This is a genomic window from Actomonas spartinae (genome assembly GCF_051209155.1).
In the GTDB taxonomy this organism is placed as follows: Bacteria; Verrucomicrobiota; Verrucomicrobiia; order Opitutales; family Opitutaceae; genus Actomonas.
Genome location: NZ_JBPJGB010000001.1, coordinates 1,978,797 through 1,991,772 on the forward strand (window position 1 = coordinate 1,978,797; position 12,976 = coordinate 1,991,772).

Here is a 12,976-nt window from a genome sequence, read left to right on the forward strand (position 1 = left end):
TTCGCCGGAACCGCCGGGCGGGCGCCAGCGCCTCGCCCACCAGGCGCGTTGGCGACCCTGTTCAGGTGGAGGCGGGCGCCACGCCGTCGTCTTGGGTGGTGTTGGTTTGATAACGACCGGTCCGCGTCGTGCCTTCGCGGACGTTGTATATTTCGATCACCCGCAACAGTTCACTCAGCGAGATCGCGCCATCGCGATCGGTGTCGGCGGCGTAGTAGGTCGGGAAGAGTGCAATCGCCGTCGGCGCACGCGTCGAGTCGGCCGCGAAGTTGGCATCGTAGTTTCCGGTCCGAGCCGAACCGTAACGGCTGTTGTAGAGTTCAATCACGCTGAGCAGTTCGGACAACGAGACCTGATTGTCGCCGTCTTGATCCGGCTGGTAAACGGTGGGGGGGACGCGGTTGGTGAAGTAGGCATCGGAAATTCCGAACTGGAATCCGGCCTCGGCGGGCGCGCTCGTTTCCGTGGCCATGAACCACACCCCCGCTTGCGTGAGTGGGCCCGCCGGGGTCGTGACCGCCGGGTCGTAGGTGAAGTTGGAGGTGTCCAGGACGTGCCAACCGGCGCGGGTCGAGACCACCACGGATTCCACTCCGCCGTTGGGCACCTCGCTGGCGGCATCGGCTGTGACAAGCCAGCGGGTGCCGTCGAAAGCCGCGCCTCTAAATTCGGCCAGACCGCCATTGGCTTGGGGATGGTCGAAGGTTTTTTCGAAGATGAGGATACGAAACTCACCGTCGCCGGAGATTGCGGTGGGGGTCACCAAGGTGCCCATTACCGCGTTGGTGAGGGTGCCGGAGGTGCCTGTTTTGATGATTTCGGTTACGGGGAGCGAAATGTGACCGTGACCCGTGGCCGAGCTCCCGATCGTTCGCACGAAATTGGGGAGGTAGGAGCCGTTGGAGTTGTTCTCTGAATAGAGCAGAAAGCCTCCGAAAAAAGGCGGCGTGTCCCAGACCAGGTTCGGGTAGGCGCGCTCGGGGTTCCGCGCGATGTCCGCCCCAAACACATAATGATAGATTACTTTGCTTTGCCCCGCCTCGACGCCGCCGTCGGAAGATGGGTCCGCAGGTGAAGTGCGGGGGTAGCCCCAAAGCCCTTCGTCGTTGGGAAACTGGAGCACCGTTTCCCATGCGGTCAGCGTGCTGGGGAGGCCGAGGCTTGAGAGGTAGACGATCGCAAAAACAGCTGCGCGCATAGCTCAAGGTTGCCGGCACGGTGGACGACGTCAGGCTCAATTTCGCGGGACCGCGATCCAGAACGGAAATCGCTAGAGACCAGCAGACCGTCTGATCGGTGCTGGCGCCGCGCTCGGCCGGGGAACGAGCCGGCTCACGGATACGTCGCGCCGGGTTGCAGGTAGCGCTCGTCGCCGGGTTGGTTGAGTTCCCAATAAGGCAGGCGGATGAGGTGCTTGCGCTCGAGGCTGCTGCCGTCCCAGCGCAGCCAACGTTTCAAGGCGTGGGGGCTGGCGCGGTCGAAGGTGAGGCGATCGGTGCCGCGGGCATGGCTCACGGTCACCCGCCAGCCGTCGGGCACGCGTTGGATGGCAAAGGCGGCGGGGGCCCACACGAGGGCATCGGCTTTGGAATCGATGACGGATTCCAGCAAAGGCGCTTCGAAGAGGGTGGTTTTGCCCCAGTCGAGCGTGCGCAGTTTGAAGGGCAATTCGTCGTAGGCGAGGGCGTCCCGGGGTGGATTCGCGGTGGTGTCGACCTCGCTCATGCCTTCCCAGTAGGTGAAAGCTCGATACCGCCACGCGCCGTCGGTGAAGTTGCCCTGCTTGTAGCTGAGGCCGCAGGAGTCGTTGGTGGTGGAGGCAAATTTGATCAGTTGGCCATCCCGCACCCGCCAGAAGGCGGAATGCCCCTGATCGTAGCGGTAAGTGCCGGTCGGGACAGTGATGACTTGGTTGAGTTTGATGACCTTGTAGGTGCCGGGCGCCTGCCAGTCGTCGGCCTTCACCTGTTCCGCGGCGGCGAAGTCTTCGCGCACGAGAATGTGCCGCACCTCGGTGTCACGCACGGTGCCATAGCGCTCCTCCTTGGCACTGAACACGGCCAACTCTGCTTTGCCGTCCCCCCAATAGCCTTCGTTCTGCAAAAGTCGGTCGCTGAAGGGGGATTGGGCCGAGGCAAGGGAGACCGCCAGAACAGCGGGTAGCAGGGAACGAAGTTTCGATCGCATGGTGCTGAGCGTGCCGGAGTTTTTGTCCGGGGCAATCGTCCCGGAACTTTTGCCTTCAGCGCATTAATTAGAATGGTTTCACCGTTTCTCTACCCGGTGCCCCGAGCCAGCTTGGCGCCTCCCCTTAACCCCGTCTGCCTACGATGCTTGTTTGTTCCCGCCCTGTTCTTGGCCTGTGCGCGTTGTTCGGTGCCCTTACCGTCTCCGCCCAGGACCTCTCCCATCGTCAAAGCACCCTGGCGGTGCAGGTCACCAATCAGTCGGCCGCGCCGCTGCCGGGGGCCAGCATCCAGGTCGACATGCTGAACCCTTCGTTCCGCTTCGGCTCGGCGATCGTCTCGGGCGAGCTCTACGAAGGCACCTCCGATTACGACGTGCGCGGCATCGACATGCTGCAGACCTACTTCAACTCGATCACTTTCGGGAACTACATGAAGTGGACCTACGTCGAGAATCGCCCGGCGGCAGCCTCGCTGCAGACGGTGAGCGATGCGATGGCGCTCAAGGCCTTTGGCAGCGAGCAGGACTTTCGGGTGCGGGGGCACGTGACCGTCTGGGGGGCGCAATATCAACTGCCCGCCGACCTGCAGGCGATGACCGATGCCGATCAGGTGAAGACGCGTATCCGCAATCATGTGACGGACTACCACACGATCTTCAAGGGCTCCGGCGTCGACGTGTTCGACCTCTACAATGAGCACTTCCACGAGCGTAATTTCATCATCAACAAGGCGGTCCCGGGCTCGACCAACACGACCCTCATCGCGGAGCAGGCCGCCGAGGTCGCCGAGTGGTTCAATCGCGCCAACGCCGTCGATCCGGACGCGCAGCTCTACATCAACGAATACAACATCCTCAATTTCTGGCAGGAGAACGATGCCGACGTCATTGCCTACAAAAATTTCGTCGACGCGATCCGTGATGCGGGCGGCGCCATCCACGGCATCGGTCTGCAGGCCCACATGGACCGGCCGACCACCAAGGCGCAGATCACCCGCCGCTTGAACATCCTCGCCGCGCCAATGGCGCCAACCGCGAACCACCCCGACGGTCTGCCGGGTCTGCGCCTGGAGGTCACGGAGCTCGATATCAACACCCAGCAATGGTCGGGCGCGACGCCCGAACAGCAGGCGGAGGTAACCGCCGCCGTGCTCGAAGGCGCATTTGAACACCCGTCGGTCGACGGCGTGACCATCTGGGGCCTGCGCGACAGCCTGCACTGGCGCGACAATGCGATCTTCATCGACGATAGCGACGACGCCAACTGGGTGATCAAACCCAGCGGTCAGGTCTGGGTCGACCGCGTCAAAGGCACTTGGTGGACCGATCTCAGCGGCACCTCCGATGCGACCGGCGCCTACACCGGCACGGTCTTCAAGGGCCTGCATCGCATCACGGTCACCTACGACGGTGAGACGCAGACTTTCGTGCGCGATCTTTCGGCCGACGATACCCTCGCGGTCGAGTTCGACACCACGCCGCCCGACACCAGCAACAGCTACCTCACCAATCTTTCGGTGCGCGCGCCGCTGGAGGCAGGGCAGACCCTGACCCTCGGTTTCTACATGGCCGGCGGCAGCAAGGACGTGCTGGCTCGCGTGGGCGGTCCGGCGCTGGCCGACTTCGTTACAGGCGCGATGGAAGATCCCGAGTTCTACGTCCAAAAGGACGGCAACGTGGTCGTGGCCAACGAGGACTGGGACGCCGCCACCGTCGCTTCGACCGCCAATGCCCTCGGTGCCTTTGGCTACACCCCCGGAAGCAAAGATGCCGCCGCCATCGCGACGGTCACCAGCGGCAACACGATCGAAATCTCCGGTTCCGACGCCGGCGTCGTGCTCGGTGAACTCTACGACACGGCCGCGAGCGCGACCGGTCCGCGTCTTTCCAATCTTTCGGCGCTGAACCGCACCGGCGACGGCGACGACATCCTCACCGCCGGCTTCTTTGTCGGCGGCACCGGTCAAGCCCGCTTGTTGATCCGCGGGGTGGGGCCGACCTTGGCCGGCCTGGGCGTGCCCGGCATGATCGCGGACCCGAAGATCACGGTGTTCAAAGGCGCCTCGGCGATGATCGCCAGCAACGATGATTGGGACAGCTCGCTGGCGGGCGTGATGAACACGGTCGGCGCCTACGCGCTGGACGCCGACAGCAAGGACGCCGCGCTGGTGATCGTGGTCGATGCCGGGGAACGCTACTCGGTTCAGGTGGTCGACGCCAATGGTGCCACCGGTCGTGCGCAGATCGAAGTTTATGAAGTGCGATGATCAACCCCGGAGGCGTTTGCGGCTGAGCGGCGGCTTCGCCGTTCTCCTTGGCTGCGTCTTTCTGATGAGCTCGATGACCCTGCGCGCCGCGGACGCGCCGCGCGACCTGCACCTCTTCCTTTTGGTCGGCCAGTCCAACATGGCGGGCCGCGGTGAAATCGATCCGGCGGACAATGCGCCGCTGGACCGGGTGTGGGTCCTCGGGGCCGAGGGCCGTTGGGTGCCGGCAGTCGAACCCTACCACTGGGACAAGCCGGAGCTGGTGGGAGCCGGGCTGGCCAAGTCCTTTGTCCAGGCCTACCTCGCCGACCACCCGGACGCCGAGGTCGGTCTGATTCCCGCGGCCTGCGGCGGCTCGGCGCTCAGCGACTGGGCGGTCGGTGCCTACTTTCCGGCGACGCACAGTGACCCGTGGGCGGACGCCACCCGCCGCGCCAAACTCGCGCTGCAGGACGGCACCTTGAAAGGCATCCTCTGGCATCAAGGGGAGAGCGATTCCCACCCTGGTCTGGCGGAGAACTACGCGGCGGGGCTCTCCGCGCTGTTGCAACGGTTCCGCGCGGCTCTCGCCGCGCCGGAGGTCCCAATCGTGCTGGGGCAGATCGGTCAGTTTTCGGCCGCTGCCTGGGGCGCGCCGCAGCATCAGATCGACGCGGCCAACCGCGCGCTGGCCTCATCGTATCCACATATTGCCTACGCGACGGCGGAAGGCCTGGGCGCCAAGCCCGACGGCATTCATTTCAACACCGCCGCGCTGCGCGAGTTGGGTCGCCGCTACTACGCCGCCTGGCAAGAGGCGAGGTAGGGCGGTTTCGCCGAAACCGCCGAAGACGACGGGGCGGGGCGGCGTGCGGCCGACGTCACCCAGGCAAGGACGGCACGGCGCAAGCACCGGCCGAACACACGGCAAGGCGTCACCTTGAAGGGCTGCCGCTTGCGGCACGCCGCCATTGCCTCACCACCCCCCGGGCTGTAGCCGGCCTCGGTGAGGCCGGTGCGCCCACCCCGGGTTGGGCTGGTGGACGCGGATGTCCCCGACCGCGTTGCGTTGCCGCTCGGTCCGGTCGGTTTCGGTTGGCGCGCGCTCCCGTGCCCACGCGACGCCGTCCGGAGGTCGGCGTCCACCCTGGGGGCCGAGGTGGACGCGGATGTCCCCGACCGCGTTGCGTTGCCGCTCGGTCCGGTCGGTTTCGGTCGGCTCGCGCACGCGTGCCAACGCGACGCCGTCCGGAGGTCGGCGTCCACCCTGGGCACCGTGGTGGACGCGGACGTCCCCGACCGCGTCGCCTTGCCTCTCGGTCCGGTCAGTTTCGGTCGGCTCGCTCACGCGTGCCAACGCGACGCCGTCCGGAGGTCGGCGTCCACCCTGGGGGCCGTGGTGGACGCGGACGTCCCCGACCGCGTGTTGCGCGCCTTACCTGCTGTCCGCAGGTCCCACCGGTGGGGTAAGTTCGGCGCTTTCTTTGCGGAAATCATCCGCGCAGTCGGTGCACATGCCGTGACTGAAACGGATCTTACTGCGCGAGCGGAAGTAGTGGTCGACCTGCTGCCAGTAACCGTCGTCGTCGCGCACTTTTTTACACCAGGCGCAGATGGGGAGCAGGCCACTGAGGGTCTTCACTTCGGCGAGGGCCGAGGAGAGTTGCTCGTTGCGAAGCTTCAGGTGCGCGATCAGCAGGCCCACAAAGAGGGCGACCATGAAGAAGCTGACCTCCAGGTCACCTACGATGTCGATGAAGGTTCGCACCGCGGGGGAGTCGTCGGAGATGGGTATCGCGACCCACGCGGCGCGCGCGAAGTGGAACACGGCATGAGCCATGAAGGCCTTGGCCGGCGCGGTGTAGGATTGCCAGAACACCGGCGCGGACTGGCGCAGGCTCTGGTAGGACAAGATGGCCAGGGTGCCCCAAATCACACCGTTCGAGATTCGGCGCCAAGGCGACGACGGGTCCCAGAGATAGAAGCCGGTCAGCAGGACCGCGTGCAGCGCGACGAAGGCGAGGGCGAGGGCGCGGGCCTCGGATTTGCCGGCATTGACGCGAGCGCCGATCAGCAGGGTGGCCTGACCGACCGTGACGAGGATGGTGGGCAAGGTGCGACCCACCGAGGCAGGTAACAGCGGGCGGACTGCAAAAAGCATGTCGGCGCCGAACATGATCCAAGCGGCGATCATCCAATAGAGCAGGGAGCTCTTATGGTCGCCGCGCAGCCAGGCGTCCGTCATCAGCGCCGCGATGATGGCGCAGATCAGAATGTTGGTCAGATAGATAACGGTCTCGACGATTTCGACGCCCATGGGGTCTGGGGAGGTTGCCTTAGGCGCCGTGGAAGGTGAACCGCTAATCGGTCCGTAATACTACGCAGTGTAGTGTGGATTGCACTACGCAGCTTCTGCTGCGTCCGGTGGTGCGTGTGTGGGACCAACGCGACGCCGTCCGGAGGTCGGCGCTCCACCCCGGAGTCAGGTGGACGCGGACGTCCCCGACCGCGTGGCGCCCTGCCTCACGGGCCATCCGGTTTGCGTGCCTCTTCGCCGGCCGCCCGCGCCGCGGCAGGATGCCGCGGCCACCGTGGGCGCAACGCAACGAGCTTACTTGCCGCTCTTGGCGGCGCGCTCGGCTTTGCGGCGCTCGTTGCTGTTGAGGATCTTCTTGCGCAGGCGCAGGAAGGACGGCGTCACCTCGACGTATTCGTCGTTGGCGATGTATTCGATGCAGCGCTCGAGCGACATCTTGATCGCGGGCGTGAGCTGGATGCCCTTGCCCTCGCCCTGGGAGCGGAAGTTGGTGAGCTGCTTGGCCTTCACGGCGTTGACCGGGATGTCCTCATCGCGCGGGTTTTCGCCGATGATCATGCCTTCGTAAACCTCTTCGCCGGCGCCGGTGAAGAGCTTGCCGCGCTCCTGGATGCTCTCGAGCGCGTAGGCGGTGGTGACGCCGGCTTCGGTGGCGACGAGCGTGCCGGTCTGGCGGGTGGCGATCTCGCCGGCCCACGGACCGTATTCCTTGAAGAGGTGGGACATGACACCGTGGCCGCTGGTGGCGTTGACGAGATCAACCTCCATGCCGATGAGACCGCGGGTGGTGATGGTCGCCTCAACCATCGTGGTCGCGTTGAGCTTTTCCATGTTGGTGAGCTGGCCCTTGCGGTTGGCGAGATTCTGCATGATGGCGCCGACGCAGTCATCCGGCACCTCGATCCAAACGGTCTCGTAGGGTTCGAGCACGGAGCCGTCCTCGGCCGGCTTGGTGATCACGGTCGGGCGGGAAACGAGCAGCTCGTAACCCTCGCGGCGCATGGTTTCGACGAGCACGGCGATCTGCATGGCGCCGCGGGCCTTGACGTTGAAGGCACCGCCGGCGGTGCTCGAATCTTCGACGGAGATGGAAATGTTGGTCTTCACCTCGCGATAGAGACGCTCACGGAGCTGACGGGAGGTGACGAACTTGCCGTCCTTGCCGACGAGCGGACCGTCGTTGACGGCGAGCTGCATCTCCAGCGTGGGCGGGTCGATGTCGGTGAAGGGCAGGGCGTGGCCTTCCGGATCGGCGGTGAGGGTGTCACCGATGTCGATGTCCTCAAAACCGGAGAGGCCCACGATGTTGCCGGCGACGGCGTGGCTGGTCTCGGTGGTGCCGAGGCCGGAGAACTCGATCACCTTGGTGATCTTGCCGCGCATGCGCTTCTTGTCGCTGTGGCGCACGACGTGGACGGTGTCGCCGACGTCGATCTCGCCGCCGAGGATCTTGCCGATGGCGATACGGCCCACGTAGTCGCTCCAGTCGATGTTGGAGACGAGCATGTGGAAGGGCTGGTTCGGGCGCGCGAAAGGCGGCGGCACGTGCTCGAGCACGGCGTTGAAGAGCGGGGTGAGGTCCTTGTGCTCATCGGCCAGGTCCTTGACCATGTAGCCATCGCGACCGGAACCGTAAACGACCGGAGCGTCGAACTGCTCCTCGTTGGCGTCGAGTTCGAGCAGGAGCTCGAGCACCTTCTCATACATGCCCTTGGGATTGGCGTTCTCGCGGTCGATCTTGTTGATGACGATGATGACCTTGAGGCCGTGGGCGAGGGCCTTGCGGAGCACGAAGCGGGTCTGGGCCTGCGGGCCATCGTAGGCGTCGACGAGGAGCAGCACGCCGTCGACCATGCGCAGCGCGCGCTCGACCTCGCCGCCGAAGTCGGCGTGCCCCGGGGTGTCGACGATGTTGATGATCTTGTCGCCCCAGTGGACCGAAGTGTTCTTGGCCTTGATGGTGATGCCCTTTTCGCGCTCGAGGTCCATGGAGTCCATGGCTCGTTCGTCGACGTGCTGATTGGCACGGAAGGCGCCGCCCTGTTTGAGCAGGTTGTCGACGAGGGTGGTCTTCCCGTGGTCGACGTGGGCAATGATGGCGATGTTGCGGATGTTCTGGTTCATGTCCGGGGACGGCGTAGTGATGCGCGAAAAACGGCCACGCTGCCTCCCGCGTTCCGGCAAAGCAAGACGGAAGGCGAGGGGAGCAGGTGGGCGCATTCGCGCCCACCTGCTCCAGTTGAAGTTCGAAGTGAAAGTTGAAGCGACCCCCATCTCGTAGAGCCCGACCTCGCATCGGGCCGCGGGCAGCGATGCTTCGTCTCCGTGGCCGCGAGCGTGAGCGAGTGGTGAATTGGTCGGCAGGCTGCGCCGAACCGCCAATGTGCCCGCTTGACCTTAGGCGGCCCGCTTCCCCGTCCGCCGGAGCCTTGGCGCAGGGGGGGGCGGGCGCTGCGTTGCCACTCAGCGGCGGCAGTTTAGACAGGGACGTAGCTACGCCTCCCAACTGTTGCCGGGTTCGGGGAAACCGGAGCGTGCTCAACCTTTGGCCGGTGGCTCCTCCTCACCCCGCAATCGATCCAGCGGACTCCGCACCCCCAACCCCGGTTTCTTCATCACGTGCAGGTAGCGTTGCGTTGTGCGAAGATCCGCGTGGCCCATCAAATCCTGCACATTTCGGATGTCCGTCCCGCCCTCCAATAAGTGCGTGGCAAAACTGTGCCGCAGCACGTGCGGCGTCACCCGCTTGTCGATCTTCGCTCGCTCGGCCGCGGCTTTGATGACGCGTTGAAACGCCGTGTCGGAGATGTGGTGCCGCCGCACGATGCCGGTTTGGGGATCCTGGGAAACCGACTTGGCGGGCCAGACCCACTGCCAGGACCACTCCACCCCCGCATTTTTATACTTTCTTCCCAATCCTTCGGGCATCCAGACTCCGGCCACACCCAGTGCACGATCCTCTTCATAACAGGATCGGGCATATTCCAGTTGCCCCACCAAACGCTCGTGTAGGCAGTCTGGCAGCAAGGTCACTCGGTCCTTGTCCCCCTTGCCGGCGATCACATTCAGCCGCCCCCGGGCGAGATCCAGGTCCTTCACCCGCAGCCGTAGCAACTCCTTCAGCCGCACGCCCGCGCCATACATCAGCTCCGCCATGAGCTTCGGGCGATCCGGCAGCGTCTTCCACAGCCGGCTCAACTCTTCCCAACTGAGCACCGACGGCGCGAAACCCGAGCGGTCGGAACGCTCGAACGGGATGTCGCCCACTTCGATGTGCAACGCCTCCCGCATCAGGAACACGATCGCGCAAAGCGCCTGCTTTTGCGTGGACTTGCTCAAGCCTTGGTAGACGGCCAACCGACTCAAGAACGCGCCGATATCCTCAGGCCGCGCGATTCGCGGATGCCGGGGCGCGATGAACTCCACAAATCGAGCCGCCCACCGCCGATAGGTCCGCTCGGTCGTCCATAGATGCCCTCGCTCCCGCAACGCTTTGATGAGCGCCTGCTCCCAATCGGTCGCACCGAGGTCGGTGGACCGCGGCGGCGGCTGGTCCGGCGGTGCATCGTGACGTGGCTTCCACGCCTCCTCCAACGACGGCAACCCATGGGGCGGCGGCTTGAAGGGATACGGGGACGGCGTGCACCCGCCTCGCTGGCGAGCCGACCGTAAAAACCAGCGCAACGCCTCCCGCCGGATCTCCCGCCGCGCGCCCTCCTTCGCATCGGCGGAGTCCACATACCAAACCATCAACCCGACCGAAAGCCGCCGCCGCGTCGCCTTGCACACCTTCAGCAGGCGAAAAATCTCCGCTTGAAAAAGCCGCTGCCGGTCGCGAGGAAATTTCGAGCTCTGTAGCTGGGCTTTCCAGTCCGGGAATTGAATCCATTCGTCATTCATTTTGAGCGTGGGGGTAGAGGGGGGATCAGGAGAAATAACGCCGTTTTTCGTGAAACGGTTATTCGCGCCAGTTTCTTTCAAAAAATGGTTATTTTACTGAACGACAGGTTCTTGCGTTTCCCATTGGGACTGAAGTCCCAAGTCGGCGTTCGGAATTATGCGGCGTTTTGCAACGGTGCCGGACCGCATTGCAGTTTCCCGCTCGCCAAAACGCCGCTTTTTGCCGAACCTGACATCGCTCCGACACGGCCGAGAATCCCCTTATAATCCTGACCATGAAAGCCTTAACTCACTTCGGCCGGTGTCTCACCTACAATGGTCATTCGGAATTATGCGGCAAAAACGCCGCAGAATAACACTGATGGGTGAAACAGTAGAAGATCGCGCTCCAGAGTTCGGTCGATTGCTCCCGACTATTGCATTCGTTTGGATCGCCTACGTCGTAGCGAAGCTTATTTGGCGTCTCGTTCATGAGCTTCTGATTCTGCCAGCTCTGGAAGCGAAAGACTGGCCCTTTCCGTATTTCGGACTGTGGACCATAGATTTCACGGGCGATTGGGATTTGAATCATCACATCACGTTCCGAATAGCTGTCCTGGCCTGTGTTGCTTTGATCGCGGCGAGATCGAAGAAGTTTGGGCATCGGGTATGGGTTCGCCGACTATCATCGATATCCCTCCGGGCATATTACGTTCTTCTCATTGCAGTCACCGTGAGCATTCTCACCACCGCGATCGTTCTCAGGTCATGAAGACGAAATACCCATCCATCCGCCGCAGCCAACGAGGCGCTGGCGCGCCTCGCGGCTGAGTTCAAACGTTGGGCTGAAGATCATGCCGCGCCATATTCTCTACGCCTATGCAGACGGTTCCGATTTGCAGCAGATCGAATCGTTGATCGAGCAGCAGTTGTCAGAGTTCGTTACGTCTCGGCACTGGATTTCAGGTTCGGCTTGGGTCGTGAATCAGAGGGAAGAAAAGGAGTCTCAGTCTATCGACCTTCCATCCTGGGACCTGGGCCTGAATCTTGAGCTTCCTGATCCGGGAAGTGAGCCAGAAGGTTGGTTCTCGGACGTCGAAGAGGTTGCCGTCTTCTTGCGGACATTGAGCGAGGCATCAGGAAGGGAGTTTGTTATTGGGATTTCGGACACCACGACCGGGATCTCAGAAGATCTGTTCACAGTCACCTCTGGCCCGCTCGACATTGAGCAGCTACGTTCGATCATCGGCGTTGGCCCCCCTCCCAAATGAAGAAAGAGCCCAACCAACCGCCGGAGACAAGGCCGACAAGTCGGCCTGTCTCAGCTTAGACGATGGGCGGAAATATGAAATCGGACGCTAGTATCGATCTCGGGCAGGTCGCCTTGGCCCTCGTATTTAGGTCCTTCGGTTATGCGATTCTTGGATTCGTCACCACAGCTGTCGGTTTCTTGCTACTTCGAATCGCAGGATATGATTTCATCACGAATTCCAATTTCTGGAAGTTTACCGTGATCATTTGGGCGGGTCTTCAGTTCGAGATACTCTTTCGGCTTTGGCGCATTGCTGGCACATCGCCCGTGATCCACAGTTCGAATCATACGATCCACGGTATGGAGCTCTGCACCGCCGGCTTCCTTCTGCTTTTCTCGCTCGCCAAACCGTATCTGATCGAGAGCGATGCGTCTTCGTATCCGTATGTTGAGCGACTTTTCCAGATGCTCATCGGAGTCACCGCGTTTTTCCATTTGCTCGTTCTCGGAATTTTCAGGACGAAACCGAAAAAGTGGGACGTTTGGAGTCTAGGTGGTGCAGTTGCCGTAGCGTTCGTTCCGTTCCTAAGATGAAAGAGCCCATCCACCCGCCGCAGCCAACTCAGGTCAGCTCTGCTGACCTGAGCGGCTGAGCTCAAACGTTAGCCGAAGCCTATGGAACACGACACCGAAAAGATTGATGAGGACGTTCTCGCGCTGTTGTTCCTGACCGCGCATCGCGAGCGCGACGGCTATCCCTGGAGGACGTGGAAAAGTCACGATTGGGATGTCCTCGATCGCCTCTGCGAGAAGGGCTACATCTCCGATCCCCAAAGCAAAGCGAAGTCCGTAGTCTTCACGGATGAGGGCTTCGCGAAAGCCAAGCAGCTCTTCGAATCGAAGTATGAAAAGAAGGGCTAACCAGTCAGTTGAGCCAACGTCGGGCTGCGCCCGCCGCGGCTCACTTTAATCGTTCGCCAAATATGAAGATTACGCTACTCATGTTGTGTGCTGGTTTCATATGCACCGTTTGCGTTGCGGGCACGAATCAGGAACCCGATTTGGGGGCGGCGGTCGTGCGAAAGGAGCTTGGAG

Annotated in this window: 11 protein-coding genes; 5 read left to right on the forward strand and 6 right to left on the reverse strand. The window is 62.8% G+C overall.

From position 1 onward, the window contains the following. Window positions 1-61: 61 nt before the first annotated feature. Together AC0MRV_RS07960 and AC0MRV_RS07965 are read right to left on the reverse strand one after the other, a co-directional pair. Window positions 62-1,198: an EF-hand domain-containing protein gene (locus tag AC0MRV_RS07960; protein ID WP_472763915.1), complete on the reverse strand. Its 1,137-nt coding sequence runs from the start codon at window positions 1,196-1,198 to the stop codon at window positions 62-64. A gap of 134 nt (window positions 1,199-1,332) precedes the next feature. After that, entirely contained in the window at window positions 1,333-2,187 is an 855-nt protein-coding gene (locus tag AC0MRV_RS07965; RefSeq protein WP_472763916.1) for a hypothetical protein, read from the reverse strand. Between the two features lie 143 nt (window positions 2,188-2,330). Here AC0MRV_RS07965 and AC0MRV_RS07970 point away from each other — a divergent pair, with 143 nt between their 5' ends. Then, a complete protein-coding gene (locus tag AC0MRV_RS07970; protein WP_472763917.1) occupies window positions 2,331-4,454 on the forward strand; it encodes an endo-1,4-beta-xylanase in 2,124 nt (707 codons plus the stop codon). A 64-nt stretch (window positions 4,455-4,518) separates the two neighbouring features. Then, the gene (locus AC0MRV_RS07975) at window positions 4,519-5,259 is read left to right on the forward strand and encodes a sialate O-acetylesterase (protein WP_472763918.1); all 741 of its coding nucleotides are present in this window, start codon (window positions 4,519-4,521) and stop codon (window positions 5,257-5,259) included. Between the two features lie 609 nt (window positions 5,260-5,868). Here AC0MRV_RS07975 and AC0MRV_RS07980 read toward each other — a convergent pair. The 4 genes from AC0MRV_RS07980 to AC0MRV_RS07995 form a co-directional block, all read right to left on the reverse strand. Then, window positions 5,869-6,750, reverse strand: a complete 882-nt coding sequence (locus AC0MRV_RS07980) for a hypothetical protein (protein WP_472763919.1) — start codon at window positions 6,748-6,750, stop codon at window positions 5,869-5,871. Between the two features lie 294 nt (window positions 6,751-7,044). Continuing rightward, the gene (typA, locus tag AC0MRV_RS07985) at window positions 7,045-8,874 is read right to left on the reverse strand and encodes a translational GTPase TypA (RefSeq protein ID WP_472763920.1); all 1,830 of its coding nucleotides are present in this window, start codon (window positions 8,872-8,874) and stop codon (window positions 7,045-7,047) included. Window positions 8,875-9,288: 414 nt separating this feature from the next. Then, the gene (locus AC0MRV_RS07990; RefSeq protein ID WP_472763921.1) at window positions 9,289-10,650 is read right to left on the reverse strand and encodes an integron integrase; all 1,362 of its coding nucleotides are present in this window, start codon (window positions 10,648-10,650) and stop codon (window positions 9,289-9,291) included. Between the two features lie 319 nt (window positions 10,651-10,969). Then, complete coding sequence (locus tag AC0MRV_RS07995; RefSeq protein WP_472763922.1) at window positions 10,970-11,293, reverse strand: hypothetical protein; 324 nt, start codon at window positions 11,291-11,293, stop codon at window positions 10,970-10,972. A 190-nt stretch (window positions 11,294-11,483) separates the two neighbouring features. Between AC0MRV_RS07995 and AC0MRV_RS08000 the strand changes: the two genes are divergently transcribed. The 3 genes from AC0MRV_RS08000 to AC0MRV_RS08010 all read left to right on the forward strand — a co-directional run bounded on the left by AC0MRV_RS08000 (window position 11,484) and on the right by AC0MRV_RS08010 (window position 12,802). Continuing rightward, entirely contained in the window at window positions 11,484-11,900 is a 417-nt protein-coding gene (locus AC0MRV_RS08000) for a hypothetical protein (protein ID WP_472763923.1), read from the forward strand. A gap of 74 nt (window positions 11,901-11,974) precedes the next feature. Then, window positions 11,975-12,475, forward strand: a complete 501-nt coding sequence (locus AC0MRV_RS08005) for a hypothetical protein (protein WP_472763924.1) — start codon at window positions 11,975-11,977, stop codon at window positions 12,473-12,475. Between the two features lie 81 nt (window positions 12,476-12,556). Continuing rightward, on the forward strand, window positions 12,557-12,802 hold the full coding sequence (locus tag AC0MRV_RS08010) for a DUF6429 family protein (RefSeq protein ID WP_472763925.1): 246 nt from the start codon (window positions 12,557-12,559) through the stop codon (window positions 12,800-12,802). The last annotated feature ends 174 nt before the right edge of the window (window positions 12,803-12,976 follow it).

Coding starts and splice junctions, on each gene's coding strand:
- AC0MRV_RS07975 (WP_472763918.1), top strand. CDS start 4,519: ATGAGCTCGATGACCCTGCGCGCCGCGGACGCGCCGCGCGACCTGCAC.
- typA (WP_472763920.1), bottom strand. CDS start 8,874: ATGAACCAGAACATCCGCAACATCGCCATCATTGCCCACGTCGACCAC.
- AC0MRV_RS08000 (WP_472763923.1), top strand. CDS start 11,484: ATGCCGCGCCATATTCTCTACGCCTATGCAGACGGTTCCGATTTGCAG.
- AC0MRV_RS07980 (WP_472763919.1), bottom strand. CDS start 6,750: ATGGGCGTCGAAATCGTCGAGACCGTTATCTATCTGACCAACATTCTG.
- AC0MRV_RS07960 (WP_472763915.1), bottom strand. CDS start 1,198: ATGCGCGCAGCTGTTTTTGCGATCGTCTACCTCTCAAGCCTCGGCCTC.
- AC0MRV_RS07995 (WP_472763922.1), bottom strand. CDS start 11,293: ATGCCCAAACTTCTTCGATCTCGCCGCGATCAAAGCAACACAGGCCAG.
- AC0MRV_RS08005 (WP_472763924.1), top strand. CDS start 11,975: ATGAAATCGGACGCTAGTATCGATCTCGGGCAGGTCGCCTTGGCCCTC.
- AC0MRV_RS07965 (WP_472763916.1), bottom strand. CDS start 2,187: ATGCGATCGAAACTTCGTTCCCTGCTACCCGCTGTTCTGGCGGTCTCC.
- AC0MRV_RS08010 (WP_472763925.1), top strand. CDS start 12,557: ATGGAACACGACACCGAAAAGATTGATGAGGACGTTCTCGCGCTGTTG.
- AC0MRV_RS07970 (WP_472763917.1), top strand. CDS start 2,331: ATGCTTGTTTGTTCCCGCCCTGTTCTTGGCCTGTGCGCGTTGTTCGGT.
- AC0MRV_RS07990 (WP_472763921.1), bottom strand. CDS start 10,650: ATGAATGACGAATGGATTCAATTCCCGGACTGGAAAGCCCAGCTACAG.